Source organism: Burkholderia sp. BCC1640, assembly GCF_902833125.1.
Lineage (GTDB): Bacteria > Pseudomonadota > Gammaproteobacteria > Burkholderiales > Burkholderiaceae > Burkholderia > Burkholderia diffusa.
This window is the reverse complement of record NZ_CADFEF010000007.1, coordinates 89,557-103,900: the sequence shown is the minus strand read 5'-3', so window position 1 is coordinate 103,900 and position 14,344 is coordinate 89,557. Positions and strand designations below refer to the sequence as shown.

13 protein-coding genes and 1 tRNA gene are annotated in these 14,344 nt (G+C 62.2%); 5 read left to right on the top strand and 9 right to left on the bottom strand.

All coding sequences use genetic code 11. From position 1 onward, the window contains the following. The 5 genes from HWX25_RS10065 to HWX25_RS10045 all read right to left on the bottom strand — a co-directional run bounded on the left by HWX25_RS10065 (nucleotide 1) and on the right by HWX25_RS10045 (nucleotide 3,363). Nucleotides 1-213 (bottom strand): tail protein X, encoded by a 213-nt coding sequence (locus HWX25_RS10065; RefSeq protein ID WP_175908414.1) that lies wholly within the window; start codon nucleotides 211-213, stop codon nucleotides 1-3. Beyond that, on the bottom strand, nucleotides 213-695 hold the full coding sequence (locus tag HWX25_RS10060; RefSeq protein WP_175908413.1) for a head completion/stabilization protein: 483 nt from the start codon (nucleotides 693-695) through the stop codon (nucleotides 213-215). The genes HWX25_RS10065 and HWX25_RS10060 overlap by 1 nt, the downstream gene beginning before the upstream one ends. Before the next feature lie 104 nt (nucleotides 696-799). Next, complete coding sequence (locus HWX25_RS10055) at nucleotides 800-1,486, bottom strand: terminase endonuclease subunit (protein ID WP_175908412.1); 687 nt, start codon at nucleotides 1,484-1,486, stop codon at nucleotides 800-802. Next, nucleotides 1,483-2,508, bottom strand: coding sequence for a phage major capsid protein, P2 family (locus HWX25_RS10050; protein WP_175908411.1), 1,026 nt, complete (start codon nucleotides 2,506-2,508; stop codon nucleotides 1,483-1,485). Before HWX25_RS10050 ends, HWX25_RS10055 begins: the two co-directional genes overlap by 4 nt. Before the next feature lie 36 nt (nucleotides 2,509-2,544). Continuing rightward, on the bottom strand, nucleotides 2,545-3,363 hold the full coding sequence (locus HWX25_RS10045) for a GPO family capsid scaffolding protein (protein WP_175908410.1): 819 nt from the start codon (nucleotides 3,361-3,363) through the stop codon (nucleotides 2,545-2,547). Nucleotides 3,364-3,507: 144 nt separating this feature from the next. Between HWX25_RS10045 and HWX25_RS10040 the strand changes: the two genes are divergently transcribed. Beyond that, the gene (locus tag HWX25_RS10040; protein WP_175908409.1) at nucleotides 3,508-5,274 is read left to right on the top strand and encodes a terminase ATPase subunit family protein; all 1,767 of its coding nucleotides are present in this window, start codon (nucleotides 3,508-3,510) and stop codon (nucleotides 5,272-5,274) included. Continuing rightward, nucleotides 5,274-6,326 carry a phage portal protein gene (locus tag HWX25_RS10035; RefSeq protein WP_175908408.1) on the top strand — a complete coding sequence of 351 codons (1,053 nt, stop codon included), beginning with the start codon at nucleotides 5,274-5,276 and terminating at the stop codon, nucleotides 6,324-6,326. The genes HWX25_RS10040 and HWX25_RS10035 overlap by 1 nt, the downstream gene beginning before the upstream one ends. Nucleotides 6,327-6,804: 478 nt before the next feature. Here the strand turns inward: HWX25_RS10035 and HWX25_RS10030 are convergent, their stop codons facing one another. From HWX25_RS10030 to HWX25_RS10020, 3 genes are all read right to left on the bottom strand, one after another. Beyond that, nucleotides 6,805-7,008, bottom strand: coding sequence for a hypothetical protein (locus HWX25_RS10030; RefSeq protein ID WP_175908407.1), 204 nt, complete (start codon nucleotides 7,006-7,008; stop codon nucleotides 6,805-6,807). Then, complete coding sequence (locus HWX25_RS10025; RefSeq protein WP_175908406.1) at nucleotides 7,001-8,269, bottom strand: hypothetical protein; 1,269 nt, start codon at nucleotides 8,267-8,269, stop codon at nucleotides 7,001-7,003. The genes HWX25_RS10030 and HWX25_RS10025 overlap by 8 nt, the downstream gene beginning before the upstream one ends. 180 nt (nucleotides 8,270-8,449) lie before the next feature. After that, nucleotides 8,450-8,803 carry a helix-turn-helix transcriptional regulator gene (locus HWX25_RS10020; RefSeq protein ID WP_175908405.1) on the bottom strand — a complete coding sequence of 118 codons (354 nt, stop codon included), beginning with the start codon at nucleotides 8,801-8,803 and terminating at the stop codon, nucleotides 8,450-8,452. Nucleotides 8,804-9,056: 253 nt separating this feature from the next. Here HWX25_RS10020 and HWX25_RS10015 point away from each other — a divergent pair. Continuing rightward, nucleotides 9,057-9,161 (top strand) — tRNA-Thr (locus HWX25_RS10015). 575 nt (nucleotides 9,162-9,736) lie between these two features. After that, nucleotides 9,737-9,940: a hypothetical protein gene (locus HWX25_RS10010; protein WP_059535665.1), complete on the top strand. Its 204-nt coding sequence runs from the start codon at nucleotides 9,737-9,739 to the stop codon at nucleotides 9,938-9,940. Between the two features lie 81 nt (nucleotides 9,941-10,021). On the opposite strand, the gene HWX25_RS10005 is transcribed toward HWX25_RS10010, so the two are convergent. Beyond that, nucleotides 10,022-10,822, bottom strand: a complete 801-nt coding sequence (locus HWX25_RS10005; RefSeq protein WP_059535667.1) for a cystine ABC transporter substrate-binding protein — start codon at nucleotides 10,820-10,822, stop codon at nucleotides 10,022-10,024. A 337-nt stretch (nucleotides 10,823-11,159) separates the two neighbouring features. Between HWX25_RS10005 and tssI the strand changes: the two genes are divergently transcribed. After that, nucleotides 11,160-14,339, top strand: coding sequence for a type VI secretion system Vgr family protein (gene tssI / locus HWX25_RS10000; protein WP_175908404.1), 3,180 nt, complete (start codon nucleotides 11,160-11,162; stop codon nucleotides 14,337-14,339). Nucleotides 14,340-14,344: the final 5 nt, after the last annotated feature.

The window sequence follows — 14,344 nt, the reverse complement described above, 5'->3', positions numbered from 1 at the left end:
TCAATCCCATAACTGGAGCCGCTCGGCGCTGGATTGCGCCGCTTGCGGTACTTCGTCGGGCAGCTCGACGAGCAGCCCGTGAGGCAGGATCGGGCCGTACTGCGCCAGGTCCCGGTTGAGGTTGAGCACCGCTTCGACGACGCCGCGCGTGCGGCCGAGCACGCGCCAGCAAAGCGCGTCGATGGTTTCCCCCTGGAGCGCGCGCACCTCCATCAGATCAGCTCCACCGTCATGCGAGGGCGGCCGATGATGTCGCTGATCGCCCAGCGGGCGTCACGGCGCAGCTCGTCGCCCTGGGGCTCCAGCTCGTCTGCGCGGCGTGCGCCATCGCCTGTCGTGTCGTAGTCGCGGTATCGCTCGATGAGCGTCGCCTTCGCCAGGCAATACACCGCGCGCCGGTAGTGCTGCAGCCGTACGCTTTCGCCGTCGAGCTGGTCGGCCGGCATGTCGACCAGGCACGTGATGCCGGCATCGCGCCACGCCGCGCGTGCGCTGCGCAGCTCGTCGTTTACTTCGGCGATCGCGGCGAGCAGCTCGTGCCGCAGACGGGCGTCGGTGATCGACCCGTCGAGGCGCATCGTGTCGCGCGCGTGCCCGAGCGACACATCCGGATAGAACGGGTCGTTCTTAATCGGCTTGGCGGGTTCCGTATCCGCCGGCGCACGCGGCAGCGGCGGGGTCGAGACAAAGGACATGGTCGAATTCGTCGGGTTGATCGGTAGAGGCGGTGGACGGGGCTTTCGCGCGGACAGTGCCGGCTACGGCCCCGTGCCGCCTGGTGCGCGGGGTACGCTCGGTATCAGCCACCGGGGCCGGACTGGTCCCCGTTGGCGGAATTCTTCAGCTCGCGCTCGAGCCGCTCGATGTCTTTCTTCACGCCCACGTTCGCGAAGAGTTGCAACGCGCGGCGCAGGTGGTCGAGTGCGTTCGCGGGATAGGACGCGGCCAGGCCGAAGCCGATCGCCTTGTGCAGCTTCGCGCGCACTTCGTCGGGCATGTCAGCTAATGCGGTGAGCTGCTCGATGTCCATCAGCGGATCGACCTGGATCGGCTCACCCGCCCGATTCGCGCGCAGCGCGGCTTCGGCGAATTCCTCGACGAGCAGGCACGGCGTGCTGCGCTTGTACTGGTCGGGCAGTGCGAGGCTGTGCCGCAGCGCGTACGCGCCGATCTCGAGCGCACCCCGGAAGTCGCCGACGTCGACGCGCCAGACCATGATCGTCATCAGCACGTCGTCCTGGGCGCCGGCCGCGCCGTCCAGCACGCCGGCGACCCACGCGTCGTACGCGGGCAGGAACTGCCGCTTCAGGTCGGCCTTGCGCTCGAGCGACTCGACGGCCTTCAGCGCCCGGCGGTGTTCGTCGAGCTGCGCGAGCATCAGCGTGTACGCCGAGTCGTCGCGCAGCCCGCCGACACTCGTCGGCGTACCGCGCGCGGCACGGGCCGCGACGGTGCGCTGGAAGTGTTGGCGGAACGGGTTCGTCATGCGCCGGCCTTCGGTGCGTCCGGTGCCGGTGCGGCATCGACGAGCTGGATGTTCTCGACCACGCAGCCCGCGCCGTACTGCTCGATCACATACGCGTCGTTCGAGCTTTCATAGTTCTCGATGCGATCGCGCTCCGGCTTATCTTTCAGCGCGCGACGGCGGGCGCTGATTTGCCAGTAGATCGACAGGTTGTCCAGGCGCGTGACCATCAGCGAGTGCGCCGGGAAGAACGGCACGCTGACAGCCGGCAGATTGCCGATGCGCTTCTGCGACACGACGATGTCGGTTGCGAGCGTTTCGGTCGACGGCTGCGCCTGGTTGATGAGCGGGAAATACTTGTCCTGCAACAGCTCGCGACCGCAGATAACGACGAGATTCGGGTCTTCCGCGTACCACGGGTCGAGGAACTCGTTGCGTGCGAGCGAAACGACTGCGTCGAGGTTCTTGAATTCCTCACCCTTGCCGATCTTCACGCCCGAGAACACGCGTTGCTTCGCGTTGTTGCGGTACTGCTGCAGCCAGCCGATGTTGACGTCCTGCAGCAGCGGGTTCGCCTCGAGGTCGGTGTCGGGCGCGACCTTCACGCCGTTCCAGCCGATCATCATGCGGTCGAGCGCCGCGCGCGTGATGATGGAATCGCGCAGGCGCGCCTGGAAGTCGGGGAACTTCGCCCACGCGTCGAGCTGCTGGTAGCGAATATGGGTGTCGTAGTCCGTCTTCTCACAGCGGTAGCGCTGGTTGTCGAGCGCCGACACGTCGCGCGTCTGCCGATCGCGCTTCGTCGTATCCGTTCGGCTCGCGATAGGGCTGGACACGCCGAGGCCGATCTTCTCACCCTCCATTTCCTCGACGCCGTGAATGTTGATCCGGCCGAGGAACGCGTTCGATTCCTGCATTTTGGTTTCGAGCGTTTGCTGCACGGACGGCGCGACCGCAAACTTCTTCGTTGCATCGCCGACGCCGTTCAGTTCCTGGATGCGGCCAAGAAACCGGTTGTAGAGTTCGCGGGTATCGTTCCGCATGGGTTCTCCGTCTTTCGAAAGGGTATGAGGGGCGGGTTAGCAGTCGGTTTGCACGCCGTTGTCGCTGCCCGTCGACGTCGGCCGTTGTTGCGTGCTGCTATCGGTGCGCGACAGCTTCACGACCAGGTCGTTATGGCGCTTGTCGCCGGCCTGCTGCGCCTTCTGCAGCTCGTCGAAATTCGCGTTGAACTTCTCGAGCTGCTCGAGCACCTGGCCCTGGCTTTCGGCGAGTGCGACGACCGATTGCGAGAGGTCGGAGAAGCGCTGGTCGTCGGAAGCCTTCTTGCGATTCAGCAAGCCGGACACCTTCGAGAACAGCGAGCGGCTGGTGTCGTTCGTGCGCGGCGTTTCGTCGTCGAGTTCGATGTCGGCTTCGATCGCGGCACTGAAGAGGTTTTCCGGGCGTTGCTTGCGCGTGTCGAACGCCTTGTGCTTTGCGCTGAACTCGAGCATGTCGGTGCCGAGACTCGCCGGGTTGTCGGTGACGGCCAGGCCGACCAGATACGCCTCGCCGGTGCCAGCGAAATCCGGGTCGACTTCCATCGACGAATAGACCTTCTGGCGCTGCTCGGTAGTCATTTCGACCAGGTCTTTCGTCGGCGAGAGCTGGGCGAGCAGGCGCAACTTGCCGTCGTGTTCGTCGGTCTTCAGCGCGATCACATCGCCGTACGCGCGGAATGCGCTGTCCGGATACATGCCGCGAATGTGTTCCATGTTGATGCGCGCGCCGTACGTCTTCGGGTCGTAGCTGCTCGCCATCTGCTCGAGCATCGTGCGGTCGATCTTGCGACCGTCAGTGGTCGCGCCTTCCGTCGCGATGCAGAAAAACTTCGTCTTCTTTGCGTCCTGTGCCATGTGCGAATCCGCTGAGAGGGGGCTGTGTTCAGGGATTCCAGTGTCGGCAGTTCGAACGCGTGTCGCAATGAATGATGGTTGTGCACGCAACCGATACAACCGTATGCAGTAGGGCCTACGCGCGCGCGTCGGTAGCCTTGCTGCATGACTGCACTTCCCATCGAATCGTCCGACGTTGATCCACGCCGACGCGCACGTGACCTGTATTGGCAGGGGTATCGCATCGCGCGTATCGCCGAGCAGCTCGGCGTGAAACCGGCCACGCTCTATAGCTGGAAAAAGCGCGATCGGTGGGACGACACCGAGCCGATCGATCGCGTGAACATGACGATCGAAGCGCAGTTGATCAAGCTCGTGACGAAGGAGGCGAAGGAGGGGCGCGACTACAAGGAAATCGACCTGCTGACGCGCCAGCTCGACCGGTTGCGCTCGCGCCCGGCGAACGATGCAAAGGTGAGTGAATCCGGGAGTGTGGGCGGCACGCGCCGGTCGCGCAGCTCGGATGATCGCAATGCGTTCAGCGAAGAGCAGGCCGCGAAACTGAACGATGCGTTCCTCGAGTCGATCTTCGACTATCAGCGCACCTGGTATCGCGCGGGCTTCAAGGAACGGATTCGCAACATCCTCAAGAGCCGGCAGATCGGCGCGACCTGGTACTTCGCGCGCGAGGCGCTGCTTGACGCGTTGAACACGGGGCGAAACCAGATCTTCCTGTCGGCCAGCAAGGCGCAGGCGCACGTGTTCCGGCAGTACATCGTCCAGTTCGCGAAAGACGCGGTCGGCGTCGAGCTGAAGGGCGACCCGATCGTGCTGCCGAACGGCGCGACGCTGTACTTCCTCGGCACGAACGCGCGCACCGCCCAGAGCTATCACGGCAACCTGTATTTCGACGAGTACTTCTGGGTGCCGCGCTTCCAGGATTTGCGCAAGGTCGCGTCCGGCATGGCGATTCACGATCACTGGCGGCAGACGTATTTCTCGACGCCGTCGAGCCTCGCGCACGACGCCTATCCGTTCTGGTCGGGCAAGCTGTTCAACCGCGGCCGGCCAAAGGATCAGCACGTATCGATCGACATCTCGCATACGGCGCTGGCCGGCGGGCTTTCATGCCCGGATGGGCAGTGGCGCCAGATCGTGACCGTGGAGGATGCGGTGCGCGGTGGCTGTAACAGCGGAGCGAGGCCGCTGTTCAACCTCGAGCGGTTGAGGCTCGAGTACAGCGCCGAGGAATACGCGAACCTGCTGCTCTGCCAGTTCATCGACGATTCGTTGTCGGTCTTCCCGCTGGCGACGCTGCAGACGTGCATGGTCGACACCTGGGAAGTGTGGGACGACTTCAAGCCGCTGTACCTGCGTCCGTTCGGCGACGAAGAGGTGTGGGTCGGCTACGACCCGTCGCACACGGGCGACAGCGCGGGCTGCGTCGTCATTGCACCGCCGAAGTATCCGGGCGGGAAATTCCGCGTGCTCGAGCGGTTCCAGTGGCACGGCCTGGACTTCGAAGCGCAGGCCGCGCAGATCGAGGCGCTGACCAGGCGCTACCGCGTCACCTACATCGGCATCGACACGACCGGGATCGGGCAGGGCGTCTATCAGCTCGTCACGAAGTTTTTCCCGGCGGCGACAGCGTTCCACTACTCGGTCGAGATCAAGACCGCGCTCGTGATGAAGGCGCAAAACGTGATCCGCAAGGGCCGCCTCGAATTCGATTCGGGCTGGAAGGATCTCGCCGCGTCGTTCATGGCGATCAAGAAAACGATCACGCCCAGCGGGCTGCAGGTCACGTACAAGGCGAGCCGCTCGGAAGAGGCGAGCCACGGCGACCTGGCCTGGGCGTGCATGCACGCGCTCGCGAACGAACCGCTCGAAGGCGCGACGGGCACCAATACCGGATTCATGGAGATTTTTTGATGTCACGGAAGTATCGACGCGGCGCTGGGCGCCGCACGCACGACCGCGCGGAGACGGCAGCTGTCTCGACGCCGGCGCCGGCCACGCGCGCGGAAGTGTTCTCGTTCGGCGATCCGGTCGAAGTGCTGGACCGGCGCGAGCTGCTCGACTACGTTGAATGCATGCGGATGGGGAACTGGTACGAGCCACCGCTGCCGCTGGATGGGCTTGCGCGCTCGTTCCGGGCCGCGCCCCATCACAGCTCGGCCATCTACGTGAAACGCAACATCCTCGTCCAGGCGTACATCGAGCATCCGCTGCTGTCGCGTGCGGACTTCAGCCGGTTCGTGCTCGAGTACCTGGTCTTCGCGAACAGCTACCTCGAGCTGCGCACGAACCGGCTCGGCAGGCCGATGGCGCTGAAGTCGTCGCTCGCGAAATACACGCGGGTTGGCGTCGAGCCGGATCAGTTCTGGTTCGTGACGAACGTGCGCGAGCCGCACGCGTTTCCGAAGGGAGCGGTCTATCACCTGTTCGAGCCTGACCTGAACCAGGAAATTTACGGGCTGCCCGAATACATGTCGTCGCTGAATTCGACCTGGCTGAACGAAAGCGCGACGCTGTTCCGCCGGCGCTACTACAAGAACGGCAGCCACGCGGGCTTCATCCTGTACATGACGGACCCGGCCGACAAGCAGGAAGACGTTGACAACCTGCGTTCCGCACTGAAGAACGCGAAGGGCCCGGGCAACTTCCGGAACCTGTTCATGTACGCGCCGAAGGGGAAGAAGGACGGCATCCAGCTCCTGCCGATCGGCGAGGTCGCGGCGAAGGATGAGTTCTGGAACATCAAGAAGGTGACGGTCGAGGATCAGCTCGCGGCGCACCGCGTGCCGCCGCAGCTCATGGGGATCATCCCGTCGAACGCGGGCGGGTTCGGCAACGTGCACGATGCGGCCGAGGTGTTCAACGGCCTGGAGATCGAGCCGCTGAAGGCGCGGCTGCGGGAGGTAAACGACTGGCTCGGGATCGAGGTCGTGCGGTTCAGGGACTTCGAGATGCAGAAGGGCTGACGCCCGACCGCGCAACCGGCAAAGCAAAGCCGCCAGGCACTTCGGTGCCGGCGGCTTTTTTGCGTCCGTCGCATGGGCGCGACGTCGGCGGATTAGAGCGCCTCAGGGCGGCCGCCGCCTGGATGCACCCAAGGGTCGGACGAGCTCGTCGCAGGGCCGTGGCGGGCCGCCTGACGCGCCGGAGGCGCTACCTCAAGGGCCGGACCCTGCCCTTGGGATGACGATTCAGACCCGGCGCGCGCAGTTGTGACCCCGCCCCACCTGCCCGCAAAAATGAACGGTTTTTATGCAGGCATGCACAGGGCGCACCGGGCCGCCCGGCGCGGGCCGCTCGGCGACCCACCGGCCGATTTCGTCATGCACGTTTATGCGCCTTGGTTATGCAGCGTCACCGACCCGCGCACCGGGTGGCGAGATCGCGTAACGGGCAAAAAAAAGCCCTGCATGAGTGCAGGGCTTGGCTGGACGCTGATCGATATCAACTTTTGGCGGCCGGGCCGGCCGCTCGGCGCTTCGCCTGTGGCTTCTTTTTAACCTGATCAATAGCTCGTATTGCCGCCGCGTGAGCGAGCACGGTCAGGTTTGGTGTGTCGCTATTCGGGTCTTCCGTAACAGCATTCGGAAGAAACGTCGCTTTCCACTCTGCAACAGAGGTCACGGCTTTGTTCGGGACGTTAGGCATGGCTGGCTCCTTTAGAATTCACAAAAAAATGAGGGTTAAGCTCGGGCGCGAAATAATGTTTGCGCTTTATCCAAATAAAACCGTCACCTTTTGAAATAACTGCCGTATCGATTGGTCCGCCTACCGATTCAAGCACCATGGTAACACGTCGTTTAAATGATGTCAGATTAACGAGCGCATCGGCCATAAGGGCCAGTTCGTCTAGTGGCAACGCTGCGACACTTTCAAGTACCGGCCGAACAAATGCAATCTGTTGCGCGGCCGCTAACCCCTCCTCAAACTTCTCTAAGATCTCATCAATGTCCTTTGCGATCGCGTTCTTCACCGTTGGGCTGATCGCGACGCCATGCTTGCCGGAAATAAGAGTCGGAATTTTTTTCGCAACCTCGTTAACGGCGGCACTTACGGCATCCCTGTATTCAGGGTCAATCCCTTCCATAAACATTGCAACCATTTCGCGCTGTGCAAATGGCATGATGATGGCGCTGTTATCGATGGCTACGCTGCTGTGCGATTGCTCGGTAATTTTCAGGTGACCATTAACTCGGCCTTCAATCATGAAGCGCGTGATTGATGGAAAGACTTCGTCTTCGCCAAAGCCAGCAATGACAATTCCCGAGCCGCCGGTATTCGCGTTATCGTTAGAAAGGCCGCAGATGATGCCTTTGACAAATTTGCTGCGAGATCCTTTCGTTACGGCTAGATTCTCAAAGATGCTCGTAATGGATTCGTCGCAGATGGTTCCATATTTTGAAACCAGATCTTTTATCTCGCCACCTTCAAAGGTGCAGCTGGAAATTTGAGAGTCTGCCCAATGCTCGATCGTGCTTTTCACTAATGCATTTGTCTGACTTTTTGTGATTTTGCCGCTTGTGACAATAACTTTCTTCGCTGCTCGCTCGATCCGCTTTACGACCTTTTTGCAGGCCGTTGAAATGAAGTGGCGAATGAAGTGGTCTTCGCTTTCCGCGCTAATTGTTGGTGTTAATTTCAAAAAAGACAGGAAATCTTCCTTGTATCCATCAATTGTGTCGAATTTTCGATCAAGCAAAATTCGTGTACGGTAATATTTGATCAGTGTTTCCCACGGGACGCCGTTGAATTGCGCTGAACCAAATATCATAATCCCCACGGGGTGATGTTTGGTTAGCGCAAATAATTTATTTGCACTGTTGTAAATCTTCCTGCCGCCGATCGTAACAGCGCTATCGGCCGCGAGCGCGACCCCGTATTTATTCAAAATTGCTACTTCTGCGGTCATGACAGGACTCTTTATGGTTAGTTTTTTTGTGGGCGCCTTGTAGAGCACCCCTCGAACAACGCTTTCTAGTATCACGTGCGATTGTTGCGCTCACATGCTACAAGCATTCTGCGGGGAAAAGTACATTGTTCGAGCTCAGACCGATATATAAGCCGTACCACTATTACGCTGCGCAATAACTTACGAATCTTTCAGTGCGCTCCAGATCGCCTCGCGTTGTTTCTCGCTCAGGGATTCCAACCGCGCTGCAAAAGCCGCGACGAGTTCACGATCACCATTGTTGCTGGGTGCCAAGCGAAACGCTGAGTGGCCGCTGGCTGCTTTTTCCCGTAGCTCCGCCGCTTCCGATTCATCCAAACCATAGGTCTTCGCAATTGCGTTGACGATTTGGGCCGGAACGGGTTTGCGACCCGTCTCCATTGCCGACAGGAATGAGGGTGAGCGACCGAGTTTTTCACTCATGTCCTGCATCGTCTCTCCATGCTCGAGACGGAGCTTGCGGACCCACTTGCCGAATTCTGTAACGTTAGTCATGGTTCCCCACTTTTCGACCGCCACTCATGTACGTGGGGCACTATATATGAGTTTTCCTTGCGGGTAAAATTATTTTACCTGCGGGGTGAATTTGCGAGGGTTGCATCAGTACGTCGCGTGCGGCGGGCTCATACGAGCAGCATCGTCGCTGGGGCGAGCGTTGCGCCCATGCGAGAACCGTGCGTCGACGTGCGCGGACGTTTCCAATTCGCAGCAGCCCGTTGCTGGATAAGGCCGAGAAGTCAGCGTACTCGCCGGTTTTGGAAACGTCGAATTCGGCTAAGTTGTTGTAATGTTTGATGTTTTCAAGTGCTTTGTAATCATCAGGTGGCGGGTTCGAGTCCTGCAGCCGGCACCAAATTGAACGAAGGGCCGGGAGATTTTTTCTCCCGGCCCTTCGTCGTTTCAGCACCGCGAACCGACAAACCCGACGCGGGGCGCGCGGCAAAGTCGCTTCAGCGTATTGCATGTGCGGACGCGAGCACGCGGGATTTCCTTCTCGATTCGGTGCCGTACATTTCCCGGCCGGCCCGCGACGCCTCGTGTCAGGAGCGGCGCATTCCCTCGGTTGCAATGCCTCTCCAAGCGATGCTGTTGCGCCGCAGCCAATCTTTCAGGCGCTGTCTGCAAACGAGCAACCTGCCGTCGACGATGAGCGCGGTCGTCGGTATCGGTCGGCCAGATGCCCCCCTCTTTTGCTGTCACTGCCGCGTCACGATGCCCCAATAACGTTGCACGTCCCAGCCGTGGCGTACGCATCCAGCGGATCCGATGACATCGCCCCGCTCAGGGAGCGCCTGGCTTCTCGCGACGACGTGCCCTCGTCGCAAACGGCCGCGCATTTCCGCATCCCTATGCCTTCGGGCCATTTCATCAAAAGACAGGATCGACGCCGGTTCGAACCGGATCGCGGACGATCAGGAGACAAGGACCATGCTGAGTCCGCACGAATTCTCGATGCTGCTGCGCATTGCCCGCGCGCCGGACAGCGTCGACCCGTCCAACCCGGCGTTCGCCGTGCTCGTCGAAAAGCGGCTGGTCGACGATACGCAGGTGCGTGTGAATGCGGTGGCGGCGCGTCCGGCGCTCACGCCGATCGGCCAGATGCTGCTTGCGCGCTTCGACGAAGCGGCTTGAGAGAAGGGAAGCGTCATGCAGACGGGCGTCACGCCTTCGCCGCAGCGAAGGACGTGACGCAACGCAAGTGCGGCGAACCGCTTACTGCGCGACCGGCACCGTCACGTCGCTGCCGAACCAGTGCATCGAGATCTTCTTCAACGAGCCGTCCTTGCGCAGCGACTCCAGCGCATCGTTGATCGCCTTCTCGAACTTCGGATTGCCCTTGCGGAACGGGATCGCCATCTCCTGCTTGCCGCCGTTCAGCACCGCGCCCGAGCGCAGCGGCAGGTTCGACGTCTTGATCATGTACGGCAGCATCAGGCGGTCGTCGAGCGTCGCCTCGATCCGGCCCGCGGCGAGGTCACGCAGCTTTTCCGGCGCGCCGGGATACGTCTGCACCTCGATGCCCGGCACGCTGCGCGCCATCTGGTCGTAGTTGGTGCCGAGCGTTACGCCGAGCTTCTTGCCCTTGAAATCCTCGAGCGACTTGAAGTTGCGTGTGTCGTCCTTGCGCTGAATCAGCTGCGCGGCCGAATACGTGTACGGCTCGCTGAAGTCGAGCACTTCCTTGCGCTGCGGCGTGATCGTGACCTGATTGACGATCACGTCGAACTTGCCGGCCTGCAGCCCCGCGATGATCCCACTCCATTCGGTCGGCACGAATTGCGTCTTCACGCCGAGCTTGCCGGCGACGGCATTGGCGACATCGACGTCGAAGCCCTCGAGCTGTCCCGACGTGCCGCGCGAGTTGAACGGCGGATACGTGCCTTCGAGGCCGACGCGCAGCACGCCGGCTTTCTTCACCGAGTCGAGCAGGTCTTCCGCATGTGCGGCAACGGCTGTGAAACCGAGGGCCGACGCGAGCAGCAGGCCCGACAGCAGGAACTTCGAACGTTTCATCGCAGATCTCCAGTGTTCAGTGTGGTAATCGAGCGCCGGGCATCGGTCGTGCCCGGACTGGGCCGGAATACGGGCACGTAGACACTACTCGCAACCGGGCCGCGCCGGAAGTCGAATTGGCCCTGATTGCAATCGATTTCAGCGGGCCGTGGGCGAGCCGTACCCCGTCGAACAAGTGTTCGAACGGTTCGCCCGGGCCGCTCGGAAGACGCTTGAAAAACTCTTTTAAATCAGTTCTATTTTTGGAGATTCGCAGTAATTTGTCTGTAAAATCGCGCGAGCGAAATCGCATAGCGCGCCATCCGAGGGCGCGTCAAAAGAAGAAAAGGCCGTTGCCATGAACATGCAGAACACTGTTGCCGCATTGCGCGGCGGGTTGCTTCAGCAGGACCGGCTGCTGAAGCTCGATACGCCATTGGGCGCCAACGTGCTGACCGTGCAGCGGGCCGTCGGCCGTTCGCGCATCGGGCGCGCGTACGAATTCACGCTCGACGTGCTGTCGACCGATAGCGATCTGGAACTTAAAAAGCTGATCGCGCAACCCGTCACGTTGTGGATCCAGCAGGGCGATCGCAGCTACCGGCCGATCCACGGATACGTCCACACCGCGCGCCGCCTGGGCGCCGACGGCGGGCTCACGACCTATCAGCTCACGTTCGCCGATTTCACGCATTTCCTGAAGTTTCGCCGCGACCAGCGGCTCTGGAACGATACGACCGTCGACCAGATCATCAGCGATGTGCTGAACCAGCATCCGCAGGCGCGAGGGCATTTCCGCTTCGCGCTGTCGCAACCGCTGCCGAGCCGTTCGTACACGCGCCAGCACGACACCGACTGGCATTTCGTGCATCGGCTGATGGAGAGCGAAGGCCTTTACAGCACGTGGCAGCAGGCCGACGACGGCAAGTCGCATACGCTCGTGATCACCGACAACCTGCAGGCCTTCGCGCCGCTGTCGCCGGAAACCGTGCGCTTCTATCGCGGCGGCGCGGCGAGCGAAGCCGATGCGTTCACACAATGGTCGGGCTCGCGCACGCTGCAGAGCGTGACCCGAACGACGCGCACCTTCGACTACAAGAATCCGTCGCAACCGTCGAACCCGAAGGGCACGACGCTGCCGACGATGAGTGGCCAGGGCGAATTGCCCGACCAGCTCGAAGTGTACGAGTACACGGGTGCGTACACGTATCTGGACCAGGCGCGCGGCGACCATCTGACGAAGGTGCGGATGGAGGAATGGGAGTCGCACGCGAAGCGCTTCCATGGCGCGGGCGGCGTGCGCGCGATCGACGCGGGCCGGCGCTTCACGCTGTCGGACCATCCCGAACACGATCGCGATCCGGCCGACCAGCGCGAATTCGCGGCGATCGGCGTCGAATGGTGGATCGAGAACAACCTGCCCGTGGCGAGCAGCAGCGCGGACTTTCCGTACAGCCTGCGCGACGCGTTGATGCAAGCTCAGGAAGGCTACGGTGCCGATCCGGCGTTTCGCGTGCTGCACGACGACGGCTCGGTCGGCTTCTATCTGGTCGAAGTCGAGGCACAGCGCGTGAGCGTGCCCTATCGCAGCCCGTTCGAACATGAGAAGCCGAAGATGCATCTCGAGACGGCGCTCGTCGTCGGGCCGCAGGGCGAGGAAGTCTATACCGACGAGTTGAACCGGATCCGCGTGCAGTTCGTGTGGGATCGCCTCAACCCGGGCAACGAGAACGCGTCGTGCTGGGTGCGCGTCGTGCAGTCGGATACCGGCGGTGGCTACGGCGGTGTGCACGTGCCGCGGATCGGCGAGGAAGTGCTGATCGATTATGTCGGCGGCGATTGCGATCGGCCGCTGGCGGTCGGGCGTGTGTACAACGGCGCGAATCAGCCGCAGTGGCACAGCGACGAGATTCTCTCCGGCTATCGGTCAAAAGAATATTCGGGCAGCGGCTACAACCATCTCGTGATGGATGACGCGACCGGACAGAACCGCGTGCAGCTGATGAGCAGCAGCGCGAACAGCCTGCTGCATCTGGGCTACCTCATCGATCAGAACGGCAATTCGCGCGGATCGTATCTGGGCAGCGGCTTCGACCTGCGTTCGGATGCGTATGGCGCGGTGCGGGCGAGTCAGGGGCTGTACGTCACGACTCATCCGAAAGCGCCGAATAGTCAGCCGCTGGACGTGAAGGAAGCGCAGCAGCAGCTCGTGACGGGCGAGAGTCTGGTCGAGGCGATGTCGGGCGTGAGCGAGCAGCATCAGGCGGAAAGCCTGAAGGATGCGCACGAGACGATGCGCGCATTCACCGACGCGACGCAGGACAGCGCGTCGGGCAGCGCGTCCGGCGGCCGCACGGCGGGTGGCGGCACGGGTAGTGCGAATGCGTTCAAGGAACCGGTGATGCTGTTCGGCAGCCCGTCGGGGATCGGGATGTCGACGCAGCAGTCGCTGCACCTGGTCGCGAACGATCACGTGAACGTCGCGAGCGGACAGAGCGTGCACGTCGCGACGGGCAAGTCGCTGATCGGCAGCATCGGGCAGAAGCTGAGCCTGTTCGCGCAGAACGCGGGGATGAAGCTGTTCGCGGGCAAGGGCAAGGTCGAGATCCAGGCGCAGTCGGACAACGTCGAAGTGACTGCTCAGAAGGCGGTGAAGGTTGTGTCCGCAACCGATCGGATCGAGATCGCGGCTGATCAAGGGATCCTGCTGACGAGCGGCGGCGGGTATATCCGCATCCAAGGCGGGAATATCGAGATCCATACGCCTGGCGCGGTGGATGTGAAGGGTGCGTCGCATACGTTCGCCGGGCCGGCAAGCATGGGGTATCCGTTGCCGAGCCCGCGGCCGGATCAGCCGGGGCAGTTGGAGTTGCTGCATACGTACGGGAATGGCCAGCCGGTGAAGGGCGGCTTGTTCTCGGTATTCGATGCAAATGGTGGGTTGTTGAGGAAAGGGGCGCTCGACGGCAACGGGCACATGATCGTGAGCGGCCTGCCACCTGGAGCGGTGCAGGTGAAGTTCGGAGAGGATCCGCGTTCGCAGGACCAGCAATCGAGCCGGTTCGATGTGGCGCCGTGGCCGGCTAATCCGGCGCCGGCGACAGGTGCTGCTGAAACGGCACAGGCGCAGCTGGGTTCGTTCTTGCCGGCGGCCGGTGGCGCGGCGGGTGCGTTGACGGGATTGGCGGGCGCGGCGTCGCAAGGCGGCGCCGCGCTGGCGAAGGCTGCTGTCGGTCAAGGCATGGGCATGGCTCGGCAGGCACTGGGCGGGATGTTGCCCGCGGGCGCGTCGAATGCGCTTGGCGCGGCGAATACGCTCGCAGACTTGGCTAGTTCGGCGTCGCAAGGCGGCGCTGCCCTCGCGAAGGCAGTGGCCGGTCAAGGCCTCGGCATCGCGCAGCAGGCGGCGGGCAGTGTGCTGCCGGCAGGCGCGCAGGCGGCCCTGTCGCAAGCAGGACAGTTGAGCGCCGCAGCGCAGCAGGTCAGCGGTCTCGCGCAAACGGCACGTAGTACCGCTGCCGTGCTGAAGATGAGTTGAGCGTC

What these genes read in the sequence shown, in the direction of transcription:
- HWX25_RS10020 (WP_175908405.1), bottom strand. Translation starts at nt 8,803, where the DNA reads ATGACTAACGTTACAGAATTCGGCAAGTGGGTCCGCAAGCTCCGTCTC.
- HWX25_RS10005 (WP_059535667.1), bottom strand. Translation starts at nt 10,822, where the DNA reads ATGAAACGTTCGAAGTTCCTGCTGTCGGGCCTGCTGCTCGCGTCGGCC.
- HWX25_RS10035 (WP_175908408.1), top strand. Translation starts at nt 5,274, where the DNA reads ATGTCACGGAAGTATCGACGCGGCGCTGGGCGCCGCACGCACGACCGC.
- HWX25_RS10025 (WP_175908406.1), bottom strand. Translation starts at nt 8,269, where the DNA reads ATGACCGCAGAAGTAGCAATTTTGAATAAATACGGGGTCGCGCTCGCG.
- HWX25_RS10040 (WP_175908409.1), top strand. Translation starts at nt 3,508, where the DNA reads ATGACTGCACTTCCCATCGAATCGTCCGACGTTGATCCACGCCGACGC.
- HWX25_RS10050 (WP_175908411.1), bottom strand. Translation starts at nt 2,508, where the DNA reads ATGCGGAACGATACCCGCGAACTCTACAACCGGTTTCTTGGCCGCATC.
- HWX25_RS10030 (WP_175908407.1), bottom strand. Translation starts at nt 7,008, where the DNA reads ATGCCTAACGTCCCGAACAAAGCCGTGACCTCTGTTGCAGAGTGGAAA.
- HWX25_RS10010 (WP_059535665.1), top strand. Translation starts at nt 9,737, where the DNA reads ATGCTGAGTCCGCACGAATTCTCGATGCTGCTGCGCATTGCCCGCGCG.
- HWX25_RS10065 (WP_175908414.1), bottom strand. Translation starts at nt 213, where the DNA reads ATGGAGGTGCGCGCGCTCCAGGGGGAAACCATCGACGCGCTTTGCTGG.
- HWX25_RS10045 (WP_175908410.1), bottom strand. Translation starts at nt 3,363, where the DNA reads ATGGCACAGGACGCAAAGAAGACGAAGTTTTTCTGCATCGCGACGGAA.
- HWX25_RS10055 (WP_175908412.1), bottom strand. Translation starts at nt 1,486, where the DNA reads ATGACGAACCCGTTCCGCCAACACTTCCAGCGCACCGTCGCGGCCCGT.
- HWX25_RS10060 (WP_175908413.1), bottom strand. Translation starts at nt 695, where the DNA reads ATGTCCTTTGTCTCGACCCCGCCGCTGCCGCGTGCGCCGGCGGATACG.
- tssI (WP_175908404.1), top strand. Translation starts at nt 11,160, where the DNA reads ATGAACATGCAGAACACTGTTGCCGCATTGCGCGGCGGGTTGCTTCAG.